Below are 14,775 nucleotides of genomic sequence, written 5' to 3'. Positions count from 1 at the left end.
CATGCGTATGCGTTGCATGTGTGTCGTGATCCACGGGCCGAACGACCTGCGGGTCGAGGAACAGGACGCGGGCGAGATCGGCCCGGGCCAGGTGCGCGTCGATGTCGCGATGGGCGGCATCTGCGGGTCCGACCTGCATTACTTCCGGCACGGCGGCTTCGGCGCGATCCGGCTGCAGCAGCCGATGGTGCTCGGCCACGAGGTTGCCGGCACGGTCGCGGAGGTCGCGCCGGACGTGACGTCGGTGAAGGTCGGCGATCGCGTCGCGGTCAATCCGAGCCGGCCGTGCGGTGCGTGCCGCTACTGCCTCGAAGGCCTGCCGAACCAGTGTCTGGACATGCGCTTCTACGGCAGCGCGATGCGGATGCCGCACGTGCAGGGCGCGTTTCGCAACGCGCTCGTGTGCGACGCGGCACAGTGCGTGAAGGTCGCCGATCAAGTGCCGCTGTCGCTCGCGGCGCTCGCCGAGCCGTTCGCGGTCGGGCTGCATGCGGTGTCGCGTGCGGGCCCGCTGATCGGCAAGCGCGTGCTCGTGTCGGGCTGCGGGCCGATCGGCGTGCTGGCGGTCGCGGCGGCGCGCGTGCACGGCGCGGCGGAGATCGTCGCGACCGACGTCGTCGAAGCACCGCTGGAAGTGGCCCGCGCGCTCGGCGCCGACCATACGATCAATGCGGCGGCCGATGCCGGATGGGTCGAGCGCTACGGCGCCGACAAGGGCACGTTCGACGTGATGATCGAGTGTTCGGGCAATGCGCGCGCGTTGCGCGACGGGCTGGACGTGATGCGTCCGCGCGGCGTCGTCGTGCAGCTCGGGCTCGGCGGCGATGTCAGCCTGCCGCAGAACGTCGTGGTCGCGAAGGAGTTGTCGATCTGCGGATCGTTCCGCTTCCATGCGGAATTCGCGCTCGCGGTGCAACTGATCAACGCGGCGCGCGTCGACCTGCGGCCGGCCATCACGCGCGTGTTCCCGATGCGCGACGCGAACCTCGCGTTCGAACTGGCCGGCGACCGGCAGCGCGCGATGAAGGTGCTGATCGATTTCGCGGGCGAGGCCGCGTGATCGTCCGGCGCCAGCGCGTGCTTTTTTCGTGATCGACGCGAATCCGATCGCTGCGGTGTGATGTGCTCGTGCGGCGCGCGCCGCACGGCCGTCAGGCGCCCGGTGTCGGAAAGAAGATGCCCGCGCGCTGCGCGGCGTTCGCGATGTGCGTTTCGATCGCGCTGCCCGCGGCGGCCGCATCGCGCGCGATCAGCGCATCGACGATCGCGCGGTGCTCGTGCCACGTCGACAGCAGCAGCTCGCGCCGGTAGAACGGCATGCGCTGGCTTTCCTTCATGATGTCCGCGCTGCCGCGCAGGATCGATTCGATCGCCGCGTTGCCGGCGAGATGGATGATCCGCATGTGGAAATCGAAGTCGAGCTGCGACGCCTCGTCGAGCGCGTTTTCGGTCAGCGCGACGTGCAGGTCGGCGAGATTGTCCTCGAACCACGCGATGTCGTCGTCGCTGACCACGCGCGCGGCCATCCGCGCGGCGAACCCTTCGAGCGCGTAGCGCATCTGGTAGGTATCGGGCGGCGACGACTGCTCGGCAAACTGCCACGCATGCGCGGCCGTTGCCTGCGCGCTTTCGACGTACACGCCCTTGCCCGCGCGGATGCGCAGCATCCCGAGCGCCTCGAGCGTCGACAGCGCCTCGCGCAGCGACGCACGGCTGATCTCCAGCTCTTCGGAGAGCTGACGCTGGGCCGGCAGCAGGCTGCCGACCGGATAAACGCCTGCCTCGATCCGGTCGCGGATCGTCGCGATGGCGGCGTCGGTCACGGTATGCGGAACATTTTTCATGATGTGAACGATGGCCGGTCTGACCGGCATTGTAATCCGCACGGGCGCAGTGCACGACCGCACTACGGGAAAGCCACGATCAGACCCGTTTTCGGGGCCGCCGGACGCATGCGAAGGGGGGCGGGAAATCCCTATTTTGTCCGTCCTTGACGTCACTATATCGGCTTCCTACTATCCACCATAACATCACTGGTCTTACCAGTATGAACAGACGAAACTGCAACCGTTGGATCGGGAGAGCGCCGTGTCGAAATTCCTCAATTCGCTGTTTGGCCGGGTAGTCGTCGCATTGATCCTGGGGGTCGCGCTCGGCGCGTTCTTCCCGCATTTCGCCGAGTCGCTGCGACCGCTCGGCGACGGCTTCCTGAAGCTCATCAAGATGGTCATCGGCCCGATCGTGTTCTGCGTCGTGGTCAGCGGGATGGCCAACGCGGGCGACCTGAAGAAGGTCGGCCGGGTCGGCCTGAAGGCCGTCATCTACTTCGAGATCATGACGACGCTCGCGCTCGGCATCGGCCTCGTGCTCGCATGGGTCACGCGCCCGGGCGTCGGGATGAACATCGACCTGCATTCGCTCGACGCGTCGTCGCTCGCGTCGTACGCGAAGAACGCCGAAAGCCTGAAGGACACGGCCGGCTACCTGATGAAGATCATCCCCGACACCGCGATCGACGCGTTCGCGAAGGGCGACATCCTGCAGATCCTCGTGTTCGCGGTGCTGTTCGGCTCCGCGCTGTCGCTGCTCGGCGACAAGGCGCAGCGCGTCAACTCGCTGATCGAGGAGCTGTCGCACGTGTTCTTCCGGATCATCGGCTTCATCATCAAGCTCGCGCCGCTCGGCGTGCTCGGCGCGATCGCATTCACGACCGGCAAGTACGGCGTCTCGTCGCTCAAGCAGCTCGGCTACCTGGTCGCGGTGTTCTACCTGAGCTGCTTCGTGTTCGTCACGGTCGTGCTCGGCATCGTGATGCGGCTCGCGGGCTTCTCGGTGTTCAAGCTGATCCGCTACCTGCGCGAGGAGCTGTCGATCGTGCTCGGCACGGCGTCGTCGGATGCGGTGCTGCCGCAGGTGATGCGCAAGCTCGAATACATGGGCGTCAAGGATTCGACGGTCGGCCTCGTGATCCCGACCGGCTATTCGTTCAACCTCGACGGCTTCTCGATCTACCTGACGCTCGCCGTGCTGTTCATCGCGCAGGCCACCAACACGCCGCTGTCGACGCATGACCTGATCGTCGTGCTGCTCGTGTCGCTCGTCACGTCGAAGGGCGCGCACGGGATTCCCGGTTCGGCGATCGTGATCCTCGCGGCGACGCTGTCGGCGATCCCGGCGATTCCGGTGCTCGGCCTCGTGCTGATCCTGCCGGTCGACTGGTTCGTCGGCATCGCCCGCGCGCTGACCAACCTGATCGGCAACTGCGTCGCGACGGTCGTCGTCGCGGTGTGGGAGAACGATATCGACAAGGTTCGCGCGAAGCGCGTGCTGAACCGCGAGCTGCGCTACGTGCCGGCCGAAGAGGAAGGCCGCGCGACCCCGGTCGCCGGCGACCAGGCCCACGCGCTCTGAGCGCGGCTTGTCGCGCGGGGCGGCTTTGCCCCCGGTAGTCCCGCGCGATCGATTTACATGCGGCCGGCGCCTCGATGCGCCGGAACTTAATCAGAAATTGCTTTGCATGGGACGGGAGTAAGCGCTGAAGCGCTAACTCCCATCGACAGGAGACGACATGGCAGCCCCCATCCTCGATCCGAACGCGCCGGCCTTCACGCGGCGCTACATGAACCTCGCCGACCCGCGCCTCGGTGCGCAGGCTTTGTTTGCGAGCGACGAGTTCTTCGCGCCGAAAGAGCGCATGCTGAACCCCGAGCCGGCGGTGTTCATTCCCGGCAAGTACGACGACCACGGCAAGTGGATGGACGGCTGGGAAACGCGCCGCAAGCGCACGACCGGCCACGACTTCTGCGTGGTGCGGCTCGCGCGGCCGGGCGTGATTTTCGGCGTCGATCTCGATACGAGCCACTTCACCGGCAACTTCCCGCCGGCCGCGTCGATCGAGGCGTGCGTCGCCGACGGCGACACGCCGCCCGACGATGCCGAATGGCGCACGATCGTCCCCGCGACGACGCTGCAGGGCAATTCGCATCACTACGTGAGCGTCGACGACGCGCAGCCGGTCACGCACCTGCGCGTGAACCTGTATCCGGACGGCGGGCTCGCGCGGCTGCGCGTGTACGGCCAGCCGCAGCGCGACTGGCGCCATGTGCCGGCCGGCGAACTCGTCGATCTCGCGGCGATCGAGAACGGCGGTTATCTGGTGGCCGCGAACAACCAGCACTTCGGCCCGGCATCGCAGATGCTGATGCCGGGGCGCGGCGCGAACATGGGCGACGGCTGGGAAACGCGGCGCCGCCGCGAGCCCGGCAACGACTGGGCGATCGTCGCGCTCGCGCGGCCGGGCATCATCCGGCGCGTCGAGGTCGACACGGCGTTCTTCAAGGGCAACTTCCCCGACCGCTGCTCGCTGCAGGCCGCGCGGGTCGCGGGCGGCACCGACGATTCTCTGGTCACGCAGGCGATGTTCTGGGCCGAATTGCTCGGCGAGCAGAAGCTGTCGATGGACCACGTGCATACGTTCGACCAGCTCGCGGCGCTCGGCCCCGTCACGCACGTGCGTTTCGACATCTTCCCGGACGGCGGCGTGTCGCGCCTGCGTCTGTGGGGCGAGCCGGCTTGAAGGAGGGCGACGGCATGAGCGGACCCCATATCCTGCGCGTCGAGCGCCTGACCCGCGAAGCGTTCGCGCCGTTCGGCGACGTGATCGCGCTCGAAGGCGCGCGGCATTTCCCGATCAACGGCGGCACGACCGAGCGCTTCCACGATCTCGCGACGATCGACGTCTGCGCGGACGGCGGCCGGCCGCTCGTCAGCGTGTTTCGCGCGCAGCCGCGCGCGCTGCCGGTCGCGGTCACGCTGATGGAGCGCCATCCGCACGGCAGCCAGGCGTTCATCCCGCTCGCGGCCGTGTCGCGCTACGCGATCGTCGTCGCGCCTGCCGGCGAATTCAGGCCCGAAGCGATGCGCGCGTTCCTGGCCGAAGGCTGGCAGGGCGTGAACTATGCGAAGGGCGTCTGGCACCATCCGCTGCTCGCGCTCGACGCGGTCAGCGATTTCGTGATCGTCGATCGCGGCGGCCCGCAGCCGAACTGCGACGAGATCCCGCTCGACCGTGCGTGGGCGCTCGAGTTCGAGCCGGCCTGCGCGAGCACGGCCTGACGCGGCGCGCAGCCGGGGTCGGGTTCCGGTTGCGGGCCGCGCGAGATCGCCGAAGGGCGTTCGGCAGCATTCCGAACCGGCTCGTGCGCGATGCGCGGCACGATCCTGAAAAGAACACGGCCCGGGCGGCGAGATGCCGGCCGGGCCGTGCTTCGTGCGCGGGTGGCGCGATTCAGTGCTTGCGGTGCGGGCAGTTCTCGGTCGTGCAGGAACCGTACATCGCGAGCGAGTGCTCCTGGAGCCGGAAGCCGCGCTCCTTCGCGATCGCCTGCTGGCGGCCTTCGATCTCGGCGTCGAAGAATTCCTCGACGCGGCCGCAATCGAGGCACACGAGGTGGTCGTGGTGCGAGCCTTCGTTCAGTTCGAACACGGCCTTGCCGGATTCGAAGTTGCTGCGCGAGAGCAGGCCGGCCTGCTCGAACTGCGTCAGCACGCGGTAGACGGTGGCGAGCCCGATGTCGAGCTGCTCGTTGAGCAGGTTCCGGTAGACGTCTTCCGCCGTCAGGTGGCGCACGGGGCTCTGCTGGAAGATCTCGAGAATCTTGAGGCGCGGTAGGGTGGCCTTTAGCCCGATATTCTTGAGATCCGTCGGATTGGTCATGGCTAGGCATCCCTAGAGTACAATGCAGGGCTTCAATGTTACCGGCTTTTCGCCGTTCCAGATACACGCGCGGCCTGCGACGCAGGCCAGCACGGTGAAGGAAATGATCCCAGAAACGCTTTCGCACTTTCAGAGGAGTCGCATGCGGAGTGCCATCATCGCTGCCGCCGCCGTTGCGGCGCTGGCTGGTTGTTCGTCGTACGACAGCGTGACGCAGCGCATCGCGCAGAGCATCACGCCCTATCGGATCACCGTCGTGCAGGGCAACTTCGTGTCGCAGGAGAAGGCCGCACAACTGCAGGTCGGCATGACGCGCGAGCAGGTGCGCGCATTGCTCGGCACGCCGCTGCTGGCGGACATGTTCCACGCCGACCGCTGGGATTACCTCTTCTACTTCAAGCGCGGCTCGACGTCGATCGTCCAGCAGCGCGATCTCGTCGTGACCTTCTCGGGCGATCGCCTCGCGGGCTGGACCGGCGCCGAGAACCTGCCGTCCGAGCTCGACCTGCTGGCCGATATCGACGGCGATCGCGGCGGCAAGAAGGCGAAGGCGGCCGCGGCGGCGAAGGCCGCTTCCGAGGCGGCTGCCGCGCGCGCTGCACAAGCGGCGAGCGCGTCGGCGCCGGAGGCTGTCGCCAGCCCGTCCGCCGTGCCGGCGTCCGGCGCGGTGGTCGACCAGGATGCGAACGCGCAGGCCGCCCGCGCGGCGAACCGCGCGACCAACCAGGTGTCGGGTCAGGGCTCGAACGCGCGCCGCTTCACGCCGTCCACGCAGGCTGCCGGCGGTGCGCCGGTGCCGGGCGGCCAGCCGCCGGGCGCGGTGCCGGCGATCCAGCCGCAGTTCCAGTTCCATCGTCCGCCGCAGCCGAATGCGTCGAGCGAGGCGTCGCCGCCGGTCGGCCCGCAAGGCTCGGACACGCTGCAGAACCAGCCGATCACCGCGCCGGCCCAGTCGCAGTAAGCGGCCGGCGTGCGGAAACGGGGCGGCTCGCGCCGCCCGCCTTTAGACCTGTCGTGTAGAAAGCCATGAAGATTGCGATTGCCGGCGCATCGGGCCGAATGGGCCGGATGCTGATCGAAGCCGTTCTCAACGATCCCGACGCACAGCTCGTCGGCGCGCTCGACCGCGCCGATTCGCCGTTCCTCGGCCAGGACGCCGGCGCGTTCCTCGGCAAGGAAACCGGGATCAAGCTGACCGACGACCTCGACGCCGTGTTCGCGCAGGCCGACTACCTGATCGATTTCACGCGCCCGGAAGGTACGATCGCACACGTCGAGGCCGCGCTGCGCCACGACGTGAAGCTCGTGATCGGCACGACCGGCTTCACCGCCGAGCAGAAGGCCGAACTGCAGGCCGCCGCGGGCAAGATCGGCATCGTGTTCGCGGCGAACATGAGCGTCGGCGTGAACGTCACGCTGAAGCTGCTCGAATTCGCGGCCAAGCATTTCTCGCACGGCTACGACATCGAGATCATCGAGGCGCACCACCGCCACAAGGTCGATGCGCCGTCGGGCACCGCGCTGATGATGGGCGAAGCCGTCGCCGGCGCGCTCGGGCGCTCGCTCGACGATTGCGCGGTGTACGGCCGCCACGGCGTGACGGGCGAACGCGATCCGTCGTCGATCGGCTTTGCCGCGGTGCGCGGCGGCGACATCGTCGGCGATCACACCGTGCTGTTCGCCGGGATCGGCGAGCGCATCGAGATCACGCACAAGTCGTCGAGCCGCGTGTCGTATGCGCAGGGCGCGCTGCGTGCGGTCCGCTTCCTGTCGGCGCGCGGCGCCGGCCTGTTCGACATGCAGGACGTGCTCGGCCTGCGCTGACACCCAACGGGGAAACTCCGATGGCGATTCCCACCGGCGTTGTCCACTACCTCGAAAGCGGCGATGCGATCACGCATGCCGTTGCCTATGTGCTGCTGGCGATGTCCGTCGCCAGCTGGTGCTTCCTCTTCATGAAAGCCTGGCTGCTGGTCCGCGCGAAGCGGCAGGGGCCGCGCGCGCTCGCCGCGTTCTGGCGTGCGCCGTCGCTCGACGCGGGCATCGCCGCGCTCGCCGGCGCCGATCGCGAGCGCGTATTCGCGCCGCTCGCCGAAGCCGCGCGCGACGCGGCCGACGATCACGATCCGGCCACGCTGGCCGCACGCGTCGAGCGCAGTGAGCGCGTGCTGCGCGCGTTGCGCCACGCGATGCTGCGCTCGCAGCGGCGTCTCGAATTCGGCCAGGTGCTGCTCGCGTCGATCGGCAGCACCGCGCCGTTCGTCGGGCTGCTCGGCACCGTGTGGGGCATCTACCACGCGCTCGGCAGCATTGCCGCGAGCGGGCAGGCGCAGATCGAGAACGTCGCGGGGCCGGTCGGCGAGGCGCTGATCATGACCGCGTTCGGGCTCGTCGTCGCGATTCCGGCCGTGCTGGCCTACAACATCCTCGGGCGGCTCGTGCGGCAGCTCGCCGAGGAGCTCGACGGCTTCGCGCGCGACCTGCACGTGTTCGTGTGCGCGCAGGAATCCTGACGCGCCCATCCGGGAGGAGCAACCATGGCATTCGGCGGACTCGAGCACCACAAGACCTCCGCGCCGATGGCGGAGATCAACATGACGCCGCTGATCGACGTGATGCTCGTGCTGCTCGTCATCTTCATCATTACCGCGCCGCTGATGACGCATGCGATCCGGCTCGACCTGCCGAAGGTCGCGGCCAGCGTCGCGCGCGACACGCCGCAATCCGTCACGCTGTCGATCGACGACGCGGGCAAGCTGTACTGGGACGACGCGCCGGTTGCGCTTGACGCGCTGCCCGCGCGCTTCCGGGCCGCCGCCGCGGGCGGCGCGCCGCCCGAGCTGCGGCTGCGTGCGTCGCGCGCGACGCGCTACGACGTGATCGCGCAGGTGATGGGCGCCGCGCAGGCCGCGGGCCTCGTGCGGATCGGCTTCGTGACCGACGTGCCGCCGCAGGCGGGCGGTTCCGTCGTGCCGTCTGCGGTGCCGGCGAACCGCTGAGCGGATCTTCCGGCCGGTCCGCGCCCGCCGCGGGATCGGCCGACCGCCGCGAGACCGGCCGAATGGGCCGGCGCGGGCGGTATAATCATCGTTTTTCCCGGTGCAGGCTTTTTCAGGTAACCCGGAATTTTCCAGGCTACCCGGGCATGCTGCGGGTTACCCGGAAAATACCCGGAAACCGTGAACAGGTCCGGCAACAGCGAACCTGCAGGTCCGCCGGGCAAGCACGACTTTCGATCCACTCCAGCGCGCGAGCTGTCGCTGCGCGCCGCTTAAAGCCTAGTCCGAACCACACCATGCACGAGAGATACGTACCCGCCGACGTCGAAGCCGCCGCCCAGGGCGACTGGCGCGCAGCCGATGCCTACAAGACGAAGGAAGATTCGCAGAAGCCGAAGTTCTACTGCGTGTCGATGCTGCCGTACCCGTCCGGCAAGCTGCACATGGGTCACGTGCGCAACTACACGATCAACGACGTGATGTACCGCTATCTGCGGATGAACGGCTACAACACGCTGATGCCGATGGGCTGGGATGCGTTCGGGATGCCGGCCGAGAACGCCGCGATGGCGAACGGCGTGCCGCCCGCGAAGTGGACCTACGACAACATCGACTACATGAAGGGCCAGATGCAGTCGATGGGCCTCGCGATCGACTGGTCGCGCGAGATCGCGACGTGCAAGCCCGACTACTACAAGTGGAACCAGTGGTTGTTCCTGAAGATGCTCGAGAAGGGCATCGCGTACAAGAAGACGGGCACCGTGAACTGGGACCCGGTCGACCAGACCGTGCTCGCGAACGAGCAGGTGATCGACGGCCGCGGCTGGCGTTCGGGTGCGCTCGTCGAGAAGCGCGAGATCCCGATGTACTACCTGCGGATCACGCAGTATGCGGATGAGCTGCTGAACGATCTCGACGGCCTCGGCTGGCCCGAGCGCGTGAAGATCATGCAGCAGAACTGGATCGGCAAGAGCTTCGGCGTGAACTTCGGCTTCCCGTACGAACTCGACGGCGAGAAGAAGCTGCTGCGCGTGTTCACGACGCGCGCCGACACGATCATGGGCGTCACGTTCTGCGCGGTCGCGGCCGAGCATCCGCTCGCCACGCGCCTCGCACAGGACAAGCCCGAGCTGCTGGCGTTCATCGACGAATGCAAGTGCGGCGGCGTCGCCGAGGCCGACGTCGCGACGATGGAGAAGAAGGGCGTCGCGACGGGCTTCTCGGTCACGCATCCGCTGACGGGCGAGCCCGTCGAGGTGTGGATCGGCAACTACGTGCTGATGAGCTATGGCGAAGGCGCGGTGATGGGCGTGCCCGCGCACGACGAGCGCGACTTCGCGTTCGCGAAGAAATACGACCTGCCGATCAAGCAGGTGATCGCGGCCGAAGGCCAGACGTACTCGCTCGACGCGTGGCAGGAGTGGTACGGCGACAAGGAAGTCGCGGCCTGCGTGAACAGCGGCAAGTACGACGGCCTCGCTTACGGCGCGGCGGTCGACGCGATCGCGGCCGACCTGAAGGCCGGCGGCTTCGGCGACAAGCAGGTCACGTGGCGCCTGCGCGACTGGGGCGTATCGCGCCAGCGCTACTGGGGCACGCCGATCCCGATCATCCACTGCCCGTCGTGCGGCGACGTGCCGGTGCCGGAGAAGGATCTGCCTGTCGTGCTGCCGGAAGACCTCGTGCCGGACGGCTCGGGCAACCCGCTCGCGAAGTCGGAAGCGTTCCTGAACTGCACGTGCCCGAAGTGCGGCGCGGCCGCGAAGCGCGAAACCGACACGATGGATACCTTCGTCGATTCGTCGTGGTACTTCTCGCGCTACACGGCGCCGGACGCCGAGACGATGGTCGACGCGCGCACCGACTACTGGATGCCGATGGATCAATACATCGGCGGCATCGAGCACGCGATCCTGCACCTGCTGTATTCGCGCTTCTGGACCAAGGTGATGCGCGACCTCGGCCTCGTGAAGTTCGGCGAGCCGGCGAAGAACCTGCTCACGCAGGGGATGGTGCTGAACGAGACGTTCTACCGCGAAGACGCATCGGGCAAGAAGACCTGGTACAACCCGGCCGACGTGACGGTCACGCACGACGACAAGGGCCGCCCGGTCGGCGCGACGCTGAACACGGACGGCCAGCCGGTCGTGCTCGGCGGCATCGAGAAGATGTCGAAGTCGAAGAACAACGGCGTCGATCCGCAGGTGCTGATCGACCTGTACGGCGCCGATACCGCGCGCCTGTTCACGATGTTCGCCGCACCGCCCGAGCAGCAGCTCGAGTGGTCGGGCGCCGGCGTCGAGGGTGCGAGCCGCTTCCTGCGCCGCGTGTGGAGCTTCGGTTACGCAAACCGCGAAGCGCTCGCCGCGCGCGCGGGCTTCGATGCGGCCGCGCTCGGCGAAGCCGACAAGGCGCTGCGCCGCGAGATCTACAGCGTGTTGAAGCAGGCCGATTTCGACTACCAGCGCCTGCAGTACAACACGGTCGTATCGGCCGCGATGAAGATGCTGAACGCGGTCGACGGCGCGAAGGGCGCGACGCCCGGCGTGCTGCGCGAAACGTACGGCGTGCTGCTGCGCGTGCTGTACCCGGTCGTGCCGCACGTCACGTTCGAGCTGTGGAAGGCGCTCGGCTACGCGGACGAATTCGGCCCGCTGCTCGATGCGCCGTGGCCGAAGGTCGACGAAGCCGCGCTCGAGCAGGCCGAGATCGAACTCGTGCTGCAGGTGAACGGCAAGGTGCGCGGCGCGCTGAAGGTCGCGAAGGACGCGAGCCGCGAGGCGATCGAAGCCGCGGCGGTGGCCGACGACGCGTTCGCGAAGTTCAGCGACGGCAAGCCGGCGAAGAAGATCGTCGTCGTGCCGGGCCGCCTCGTGAACATCGTCGTCTGACGGCCGCCGGCCGTCGGACGTACCCAGAAGGAGCGAAGGTGATCCGCAGATCGTTTTTGATGCTCGTCGGCAGCGCGGTCGCGCTGTCAGCATGCGGCTTCCAGTTGCGGGGCCAGCAGGACTATGCGTTCAAGCACCTGCTGGTGGCCGGCGCGCCGGCGCCCGTCGAGGCGCGGCTGACGCGCCTCGTCGAGGCCGGCAGCGACACGAAGATCGTCAAGTCGGCGGACGACGCCGACGCCGTGCTGCGCATGTGGGAGTCGCGTGGCCAGAACACGCTGACGCTCAACAAGTACGGTTCGGCGCAGGAATACGCGCTGTTCTATACGCTGAACTACACGCTGACGAGCAAGGACGGCACCGTGCTGATCCCGCCGAGCGCGATCGCGCTGAACCGCGCGATGACGTACAGCGACCAGTACACGAACGCGAAGGCGCAGGAAGCCGACATCCTGTACGGCGACATGCAGAACGATGCGGTCGACCAGTTGATGCGGCGTCTCGCGATCGTCCACTCGCTGACGCCGGCGCCGGAGGACGTGGTGCCGGGCGTCGCGCCGCGCGCGCCGCTGCCGCCGCCGCCGCTCTGATCGACGGCGCACGCACCGATGCAATTGCGACTTGATGCGCTGGAGCCGCACCTCGCGAAGGGGTTGGCCGGGCTCTATACCGTCTACGGCGACGAGCCGCTGCTCGCGCAGGAAGCATGCGACCGCATTCGTGCGGCCGCGCGCGCGGCCGGCTTCACCGAGCGTTCGGTGCATACGGTCGAGCGCGGCTTCGACTGGAGCGTGCTGCTCGGCGCGACCCAGGCGATGTCGCTGTTCGGCGAGCGCCAGCTGATCGAGCTGCGCATTCCGTCGGGCAAGCCCGGCAAGGAAGGCGCCGACGCGCTGAAGACGCTCGCGGCCACCGCCAATCCCGATGCGCTGTTGCTTGTCACGCTGCCGCGTCTCGATGCGGCCACGCAGAAATCCGCGTGGTTTACCGCGCTGCAGAACGGCGGCGTCGCGCTGAAGATCGATCCGGTCGACCGCGCGCAGCTGCCGAACTGGATCGGCCAGCGTCTGTCGATGCAGGGCCAGCGCGTCGCGGCCGGCGACGACGGGCGGCGCGCGCTGCAGTTCATCGCGGAGCGCGTCGAGGGCAACCTGCTCGCCGCGCACCAGGAAATCCAGAAGCTCGGGCTGCTGTATCCGCAGGGCGCGCTGTCGTTCGAGCAGGTGCACGATGCGGTGCTGAACGTCGCGCGCTACGACGTGTTCAAGCTGAACGAAGCGATGCTCGCCGGCGACGCCGCGCGGCTCGCGCGGATGATCGACGGGCTGAAGGGCGAGGGTGAGGCGATCGTGCTCGTGATGTGGGCCGTCGTCGAGGAACTGCGCACGCTGCTGCGGATCAAGCGCGGCGCGACGGCCGGCAAGCCGCTGGCGACGCTGCTGCGCGAGAACCGCGTGTGGGGCCCGCGCGAACGGCTGATCGGCCCCGCGCTGAACCGCGTGTCGGAACCCATGCTCGAGAAGGCGCTCGCGTTCGCCGCGCAGCTCGACCGGCAGGTCAAGGGGCTTACGGCCGTCGTGCCGGGCCGCCGCACGCAGGACCAACCGCCGCCCGATCCGTGGGACGGGCTGTTCCAGCTCGCGATGACGGTTGCGGGCGCACGCGGCGAGCGACCGCCGACCGCGGGTCGCGTGCGGCGTTAAGCCCCGTTCGGGCCTTCAGCGCGCGCTGCACAACCCGCTTACAATGCTTCGAAAGCCGGGGCGGCCATCCGCGGCGCGGCCTTTCGGCCGCCGCACCATACGGATGGCCCACCCGCGGATAGCCGCCCCTCGCTTCCCCACGAATTCATGCCGCCCAGCGCGGCTTGCTTCTCGAGTCACACGATGGATATCGATCAGTACATGACCGACCTGGGCCGTCGCGCCCGGCACGCTTCCCGCGCGATGGCGCGCGCCAGCACGGCCGCGAAGAACGCGGCGCTCGACGCCGTGGCCCGCGCGATCGAACGCGACGCGCAGGCGCTGAAGGACGCGAATGCACGCGACGTCGCCCGCGCCCGTGAAAAGGGGCTCGATGCGGCGTTCGTCGACCGCCTGACGCTGTCCGACAAGGCGCTGACGACGATGGTCGAAGGCCTGCGCCAGGTTGCGGCGCTGGCCGATCCGATCGGCGAGATCGGCAACCTCAAGTACCGCCCGAGCGGGATCCAGGTCGGCCAGATGCGCGTGCCGCTCGGCGTGATCGGCATTATCTACGAGTCGCGCCCGAACGTGACGATCGACGCGGCCGCGCTGTGCCTGAAGTCGGGCAACGCGACGATCCTGCGCGGCGGTTCCGAAGCGCTCGAGTCGAACACGGCGCTCGCGAAGCTGATCGGCGAAGGGCTCGCGGCGGCCGGCCTGCCGCAGGACGCGGTGCAGGTCGTCGCGACGGCCGATCGCGCGGCGGTCGGCAAGCTGATCACGATGACCGAGTACGTCGACGTGATCGTGCCGCGCGGCGGCAAGAGCCTGATCGAACGCCTGATCAACGAGGCACGCGTGCCGATGATCAAGCACCTCGACGGCATCTGCCACGTGTATGTCGACGATCGCGCCGATCTCGACAAGGCACTGACCGTCTGCGACAACGCGAAGACGCACCGCTACGGCACCTGCAACACGATGGAGACGCTGCTCGTCGCGAGCGGTATCGCGGCGAAGCTGCTGCCGCCGCTCGGCAAGCTGTATCGCGACAAGCAGGTCGAACTGCGCGTCGACGCGGCCGCGCGCGCGGTGCTCGACGATGCGGGCGTCGGCCCGCTCGTCGATGCGACCGAGGAAGACTGGCATACCGAATATCTCGCGCCGGTGCTCGCGATCAAGGTCGTCGACGGCCTCGACGCCGCGATCGAGCACATCAACCAATACGGCTCGCATCACACCGATGCGATCGTCACCGAGGATCACGACCGCGCGATGCGTTTCCTGCGCGAGGTCGATTCGGCGAGCGTGATGGTCAACGCGTCGACGCGCTTCGCGGACGGCTTCGAATTCGGCCTCGGCGCGGAAATCGGCATCTCGAACGACAAGCTGCACGCACGCGGCCCCGTCGGCCTGGAAGGGCTGACGTCGCTGAAGTACGTCGTGCTCGGGCACGGCGAAGGCCGCCAGTAAAGCGAGGCGCA

The 14,775-nt window shown here is 68.2% G+C and carries 14 protein-coding genes; 12 read left to right on the top strand and 2 right to left on the bottom strand.

Annotated elements, in window-relative coordinates:
• The first annotated feature begins 1 nt into the window (after position 1).
• Positions 2-1,060, top strand: a complete 1,059-nt coding sequence (locus tag ACM6JT_RS30880; protein ID WP_414857855.1) for an L-idonate 5-dehydrogenase — start codon at positions 2-4, stop codon at positions 1,058-1,060.
• A 91-nt stretch (positions 1,061-1,151) separates the two neighbouring features.
• Here the strand turns inward: ACM6JT_RS30880 and ACM6JT_RS30875 are convergent, their stop codons facing one another.
• Positions 1,152-1,874 carry a FadR/GntR family transcriptional regulator gene (locus ACM6JT_RS30875; RefSeq protein WP_081938529.1) on the bottom strand — a complete coding sequence of 241 codons (723 nt, stop codon included), beginning with the start codon at positions 1,872-1,874 and terminating at the stop codon, positions 1,152-1,154.
• 214 nt (positions 1,875-2,088) lie between these two features.
• On the opposite strand from ACM6JT_RS30875, the gene ACM6JT_RS30870 reads away from it, so the two are divergent.
• From ACM6JT_RS30870 to ACM6JT_RS30860, 3 genes are all read left to right on the top strand, one after another.
• Positions 2,089-3,411: a C4-dicarboxylate transporter DctA gene (locus tag ACM6JT_RS30870; RefSeq protein ID WP_034182709.1), complete on the top strand. Its 1,323-nt coding sequence runs from the start codon at positions 2,089-2,091 to the stop codon at positions 3,409-3,411.
• A gap of 157 nt (positions 3,412-3,568) precedes the next feature.
• On the top strand, positions 3,569-4,576 hold the full coding sequence (gene alc / locus ACM6JT_RS30865; protein ID WP_414857854.1) for an allantoicase: 1,008 nt from the start codon (positions 3,569-3,571) through the stop codon (positions 4,574-4,576).
• Positions 4,577-4,590: 14 nt separating this feature from the next.
• Complete coding sequence (locus ACM6JT_RS30860) at positions 4,591-5,115, top strand: ureidoglycolate lyase (RefSeq protein WP_105389854.1); 525 nt, start codon at positions 4,591-4,593, stop codon at positions 5,113-5,115.
• 172 nt (positions 5,116-5,287) lie between these two features.
• Here ACM6JT_RS30860 and fur read toward each other — a convergent pair whose 3' ends face one another.
• On the bottom strand, positions 5,288-5,716 hold the full coding sequence (gene fur, locus ACM6JT_RS30855; protein WP_034182711.1) for a ferric iron uptake transcriptional regulator: 429 nt from the start codon (positions 5,714-5,716) through the stop codon (positions 5,288-5,290).
• 142 nt (positions 5,717-5,858) lie between these two features.
• On the opposite strand from fur, the gene ACM6JT_RS30850 reads away from it, so the two are divergent.
• The 8 genes from ACM6JT_RS30850 (at position 5,859) to ACM6JT_RS30815 (ending at position 14,764) form a co-directional block, all read left to right on the top strand.
• Entirely contained in the window at positions 5,859-6,677 is an 819-nt protein-coding gene (locus ACM6JT_RS30850; RefSeq protein ID WP_034182712.1) for an outer membrane protein assembly factor BamE, read from the top strand.
• Between the two features lie 65 nt (positions 6,678-6,742).
• Entirely contained in the window at positions 6,743-7,540 is a 798-nt protein-coding gene (gene dapB / locus ACM6JT_RS30845) for a 4-hydroxy-tetrahydrodipicolinate reductase (protein ID WP_034182713.1), read from the top strand.
• A 20-nt stretch (positions 7,541-7,560) separates the two neighbouring features.
• A complete protein-coding gene (locus tag ACM6JT_RS30840; RefSeq protein WP_034182714.1) occupies positions 7,561-8,229 on the top strand; it encodes a MotA/TolQ/ExbB proton channel family protein in 669 nt (222 codons plus the stop codon).
• Positions 8,230-8,253: 24 nt separating this feature from the next.
• Entirely contained in the window at positions 8,254-8,715 is a 462-nt protein-coding gene (locus ACM6JT_RS30835) for an ExbD/TolR family protein (protein ID WP_034182715.1), read from the top strand.
• A 296-nt stretch (positions 8,716-9,011) separates the two neighbouring features.
• Positions 9,012-11,606: a leucine--tRNA ligase gene (leuS, locus tag ACM6JT_RS30830; protein ID WP_414857853.1), complete on the top strand. Its 2,595-nt coding sequence runs from the start codon at positions 9,012-9,014 to the stop codon at positions 11,604-11,606.
• Between the two features lie 38 nt (positions 11,607-11,644).
• Positions 11,645-12,196 carry an LPS assembly lipoprotein LptE gene (gene lptE / locus ACM6JT_RS30825; RefSeq protein ID WP_034182717.1) on the top strand — a complete coding sequence of 184 codons (552 nt, stop codon included), beginning with the start codon at positions 11,645-11,647 and terminating at the stop codon, positions 12,194-12,196.
• A gap of 18 nt (positions 12,197-12,214) precedes the next feature.
• On the top strand, positions 12,215-13,309 hold the full coding sequence (gene holA, locus ACM6JT_RS30820) for a DNA polymerase III subunit delta (RefSeq protein WP_414857852.1): 1,095 nt from the start codon (positions 12,215-12,217) through the stop codon (positions 13,307-13,309).
• A 183-nt stretch (positions 13,310-13,492) separates the two neighbouring features.
• Positions 13,493-14,764: a glutamate-5-semialdehyde dehydrogenase gene (locus ACM6JT_RS30815; RefSeq protein ID WP_414857851.1), complete on the top strand. Its 1,272-nt coding sequence runs from the start codon at positions 13,493-13,495 to the stop codon at positions 14,762-14,764.
• Positions 14,765-14,775: the final 11 nt, after the last annotated feature.

It is taken from the genome of Burkholderia sp. IT-111MI5, assembly GCF_949752865.1.
Classification (GTDB): domain Bacteria; phylum Pseudomonadota; class Gammaproteobacteria; order Burkholderiales; family Burkholderiaceae; genus Burkholderia; species Burkholderia pyrrocinia_C.
This window is presented reverse-complemented; position numbering and strand designations above follow the sequence as displayed.